This window comes from Streptomyces cahuitamycinicus (assembly GCF_002891435.1).
In the GTDB taxonomy this organism is placed as follows: Bacteria; Actinomycetota; Actinomycetes; order Streptomycetales; family Streptomycetaceae; genus Streptomyces; species Streptomyces cahuitamycinicus.
In genome coordinates, this window is record NZ_POUC01000540.1 from 1 (window position 1) to 4,503 (window position 4,503).

Below are 4,503 nucleotides of genomic sequence, written 5' to 3' on the forward strand. Positions count from 1 at the left end.
GTCCCCGGCCCCGAGGAACCCGGCAGCCCGGCGCCCGCACTCTCCGACGCGGACCCCGAGGCGGTCGCCGTACTGACGGCCCTGCGCCGGGTCGACCCCCGCCTCGTCCTCTCCGCGCAGGAGGCGGCCCGCCTGGCTCCGGCCGTCGCCGAGTGGCTGGCGGCCGGTGTCGGGCCACGCGAGATCACCGAGCTGCTGACCGTACGGCTCCCCGACCGCTTCCGGGTCCGCCCGGCGAGCGTCCTGGCCTTCCGCCTCCGGGAAACCCCGTTGCCGTTGCCCGCCCCTGCGCCGCTCCCGCCGAGCGTCGAGCGCCCGGCCGTACTGCCCTTCCAGACCTGCGACGGCTGCGAGCGCGCCTTCCGCGCCCCGGGGCCCGGACACTGCCGGAGCTGCCGGGACCGCCTGGGCGAGCAGGGCCTGCGTGCGGCCGGCTGAGCCGGTGGGCGGGTGTGCTGTCCACCCCTGAGTGGCAGGTCGACTCCGTGTTCATGCACCTATTTGATTCCTGGCTCCGCGTCGGGCCGCCTCGGCCCAGTGAACTCGTTGCCGGCGCAGCAGCAGCTTCGGCGGGGGCGGGTCCTGTCGCAGGAGTAGGACCTTCACCGCTACTCGCCTCACGCGATAGAAATCAGAGCGCAATCAGAGTACAGTCTGAGCATGAGCATCGCGCCCTCGGCATTCGAATCGGAGTCTGTCTCGTTCACCGATCTGTCGCGGAACCCGAAGGCTGTCGCGGCCAGGGCCGCCGCCCTGGGATGCCTGCGTGTCACGCACCGAGACGCGCCCGACATGGTGTTGACCACGGCCATACATGCAGAGCGCGCCGAGGAGAACCTGGCCACGGCGTCCCGGCTGTTCCTTGCACTGCTGAAGCAGGACGACGGTGCCAAGTCGCTTTTGCTCGCGCTGCCCGAGGTGTTCCCGTGGGTGCGCCACCTGGACGCCGAGGAAGTCCGGGAATTCACTGTTGAGCTTCTCGAAGCGCTGTCCGACGCTGCTGAACTGGGCGCCAGGGAGGCTGTGCACCGGGCGATCGTCTCGTGGCGGGCAACCGCCCGCATCAACGCCGACCCTGACCAGCTCAGGGAAGCGCTCCGTCCGCTCGGTGACGTCGACCTCGGCCCGGTCGAGGTGCACGAGTGAGCCCGAAGAAGGGCGATCGGGTCAGCGTCCCCCCGCTGAGCGGCTGGAACGTTGTCCATGGGACGACGGAGGCCGCGACCGGGTGGGAGGAGTTGTGTCGGGTGGCGCTGCCGAACGCGCATCGCTGCCTGGAAGCCCTTCGCACAGACCCGCTGTCGCGGGCCAACTGGAACCGCCAGCACCAGCTCCGCGGCAGGCATGCCACCAGGGAATGGAAGGGCTCCGAGCTGGAGCAGTGGGAGTACGAGATCACCAGCGGCGGCCGCGTTCGCTACCTGGTCAGCCCGGATACCTCGACTGTGATCCTGGTGTACGCCTCCCCGCGCCACCCGAAGGACACCGAGTAGCCTCCGTCGCTACAAGTTCCTGCAAGAGGGGTAGTCAGCGGAGCCCGGCAAGTCGCTTCACGGCCTCCTCCAGCACCCCCGTCCGCTTGCAGAAGGCGAACCGTACGAAGGGTGCGCCCTGTTCGCGGTGGTCGTAGAAGACCGCGTTGGGGATGGCGACGACTCCGGCGCGTTCCGGCAGGGCGCGGCAGAAGGTGAAGCCGTCCGTTTCGCCGAGGGGGCGGATGTCGGTGGTGATGAAGTACGTGCCCGAGGGGCGGAAGACGCGGAAGCCCGCCTCCGCCAGGCCCGCCGCCAGCAGGTCCCGCTTGGCCAGCATGTCGGCGCGGAAGTCGGTGAAGTACGACTCGGGCAGCGAGAGCGCCTCGGCGACGGCGTACTGGAACGGGCCCGCCGAGACGTACGTCAGGTACTGCTTCGCCGAGCGCACCGCCGTGACCAGCTCCGGGGCCGCCGTCACCCAGCCGACCTTCCAGCCGGTGAACGAGAACGTCTTGCCGCTGCTTGAAATGGTGACCGTGCGCTCGCGCATCCCCGGGAACGTCGCCAGCGGCACGTGCTCGGCGTCGTCGAAGACCAGGTGCTCGTACACCTCGTCCGTCACCACCAGCAGGTCGCGCTCCACGGCCAGCTCGGCGATCGCGGCCAGCTCCTCGCGGGTGAGGACCGTGCCGGTCGGGTTGTGCGGGGTGTTGATCAGCAGCAGCCGGGTGCGGTCGGTGACGGCGTCGCGCAGCTCGTCGAGGTCGAGCCGGAACCGGCCCTCGTCCTCGTGCGCCCGCAGGGTGACCGGCACCCGGCGCCCGCCTGCCATCGCGATGCACGCCGCGTAGGAGTCGTAGTAGGGCTCGAAGGCGATCACCTCGTCCCCCGGTTCCAGCAGGGCCAGCAGGGCCGCGGCGATGGCCTCCGTGGCGCCGGCGGTGACCAGGACCTCCGTGTCGGGATCGTAGGACAGTCCGTAGCGGCGCTGCTGGTGGGCGGTGACGGCGGTGCGCAGCTCGGGGACGCCGGGGCCCGGCGGATACTGGTTGCCGCGGCCGTCCCGCAGGGCCCGTACGGCGGCCTCCCGGATCTCCTCGGGGCCGTCGGTGTCGGGGAAACCCTGCCCGAGGTTGATGGCGCCGGTGCTCAGGGCCAGGGCGGACATCTCGGCGAAGATCGTCGTCCCGAACTCGGCGAGCCGGCGGTTCAGGAGGGGGCGCGCGCTGGAGGTCATGCCGGTCATCCTGCGCCGAAGCTCTGGAGTTCCTCAACTTTGTGTTGGGCTGTTCCGGGCCCGGGCATCACCGCTGCACGCAAGAGCGAGGCGCCCACGGGGGGCCGCTTCGGGGGAAGGAAAGGAGGGTGACGTCATGATCGTCGGCATCATCCTGGCGGTGGTCGGAGTCGTCCTGATCGGGGCGCTGGTGTCCAAGGCCCGCGGGGGCGGCTCCAGCCGGACGGCGCGTCGCGGGGCGTGGGCGTCCAGCGGTTCGAGCGGTAGTGGCAGCAGCGGCAGCGACAGCGGCAGCAGCTGGTGGGTCGGCGGGGGAGACTCCGGTTCCTCCGGCGGCGACGGACACCACGGCGGGCACTCCTGCGGAGGCGGGTCGTCCTGCGGGGGTGGTGGCGGTGGGTGCGGCGGCGGAGGTAGCTGACTGACGTCGGCCGTCCTCATGACGGGGGCCGCATCCACCGAACGCGGGGTCCGCACCTGGGCGGGCCCCGCGTCGTCCTGTCCGGAGTGGCCGGAATGCCTGGAGTGCCCGGACGGACGATCGCTCGAACGGCTGTCGGTCGGCTTCGGGTGCCTCCGGGCAACATTCCATGCCTGTAGGACAACCCGCGCCGTGCCGACCGAGGTTCGGGCGCAGCCTTCGCAACGGCGAGAGACGGAGGGCGATTTCGGGCGGTCGCCGGAATCCCGGGCTCCCGTCCGCCCCGGCTCCGAGGCGTGAGGCAGGGCGCACCGGCGCACGCCTCGCCGGTACCGGCGCACGCCGTAGTTGAACAGTTGAGCTGGGGAGCCCTCTGAGGGATGGAAACCCTACGAACTTGGGTAAAAACGCTGTGGCGACGCCACCGTTCATGATTCCCTCTAAGCCACCGACGCAGCCCCTCGGACGTCCTGCGGACACCTTCCTGAAACCGGCCGACCGGGCTGACCGGGCCGACATCCCCCGGCGCGACCGGGGCTCAGCGGACCCATCTCCCTCTCCTTGTGTGCTTGCGGAGCCGATCCATGCTCACGACCCTGAACACCTCCTACACCGATACGCGCGCGGCCGATCTCGCGTGGGCCCTGGGGCGCGAGCCGCTTCCCGCACTGGCCGCGCTCGATCTTGAACTGGCGGACACCAAAGTGCAGTTGCGGCTCCTCGGCGCGTCCCACCAGGTCCTGCTGGAGGAGGAGCGGGGCGTCTGCTCGGAGACGGTGGCGTGCATCGCGGGCAGCAGCACTCCGCTTCCGCTCGGCGTCGCCAAGCGCGTGGACGACTGGGAGTACGAGTTCGCGGCCCGGGTCGAGGTCCTCTCGCCCGGCTCCTTCGAGGGCCGCGCACAGGAGTTGCTGGCCCTCGTCTCCGACCATCCGCACGGCCTCGCCGGCGTCTTCCCCGGCAGCCCGTACGCCTTCACGGCTCTGCTCGCCCAGCACCACGAGGGGCAGGTGCAGTGGCGTACCTGGCACGCCTACCCACAGGACGGGCAGTTGGTGGCGACCCGCACGAAGGTGGGGGTCCGCGTTCCGGCCGCGGTCTTCGCCACATGACCCGGCTGACCGTTGCGCGGGCGACCGTTGCCCGGCCGACCGTTGCGCGGCCGTCCGTTGCCGGGCCGTCCGTTGCGCGACCGTCCCTTGCCCGGCCCACCGAACCGCACCGCCGCGAACCGCACCCGCCGAACCGGATCGCGTACCGGGATCCGGCCTCTGTAAACCAGCACCACACGTGTGGGTGACAAACCGCAGTCGAGGCGTGACGTAACGTCGCAGCGTGATCGAGCCGCACGCGCCCGCCCCGCCCGGTTG

The 4,503-nt window shown here is 71.0% G+C and carries 5 protein-coding genes and 1 pseudogene; 5 read left to right on the forward strand and 1 reads right to left on the reverse strand.

Features of this window, described 5'->3' with window-relative positions:
* The 3 genes and pseudogenes from C1J00_RS38690 to C1J00_RS38700 form a co-directional block, all read left to right on the forward strand.
* Window positions 1–438 (forward strand): annotated as a pseudogene (locus tag C1J00_RS38690) (hypothetical protein); the annotation flags it as partial.
* Window positions 439–660: 222 nt separating this feature from the next.
* Entirely contained in the window at window positions 661–1,146 is a 486-nt protein-coding gene (locus tag C1J00_RS45695; protein WP_102913565.1) for a prevent-host-death family protein, read from the forward strand.
* Entirely contained in the window at window positions 1,143–1,493 is a 351-nt protein-coding gene (locus C1J00_RS38700; RefSeq protein WP_102913566.1) for a hypothetical protein, read from the forward strand. The genes C1J00_RS45695 and C1J00_RS38700 overlap by 4 nt, the downstream gene beginning before the upstream one ends.
* 34 nt (window positions 1,494–1,527) lie before the next feature.
* Here C1J00_RS38700 and C1J00_RS38705 read toward each other — a convergent pair whose 3' ends face one another.
* Window positions 1,528–2,721, reverse strand: coding sequence for a pyridoxal phosphate-dependent aminotransferase (locus C1J00_RS38705; RefSeq protein WP_102913567.1), 1,194 nt, complete (start codon window positions 2,719–2,721; stop codon window positions 1,528–1,530).
* Between the two features lie 127 nt (window positions 2,722–2,848).
* On the opposite strand from C1J00_RS38705, the gene C1J00_RS38710 reads away from it, so the two are divergent.
* Together C1J00_RS38710 and C1J00_RS38715 are read left to right on the forward strand one after the other, a co-directional pair.
* Window positions 2,849–3,133, forward strand: a complete 285-nt coding sequence (locus C1J00_RS38710; RefSeq protein ID WP_102913568.1) for a hypothetical protein — start codon at window positions 2,849–2,851, stop codon at window positions 3,131–3,133.
* A 584-nt stretch (window positions 3,134–3,717) separates the two neighbouring features.
* Window positions 3,718–4,245 (forward strand): DUF2617 family protein, encoded by a 528-nt coding sequence (locus tag C1J00_RS38715; protein WP_180989853.1) that lies wholly within the window; start codon window positions 3,718–3,720, stop codon window positions 4,243–4,245.
* Window positions 4,246–4,503: the final 258 nt, after the last annotated feature.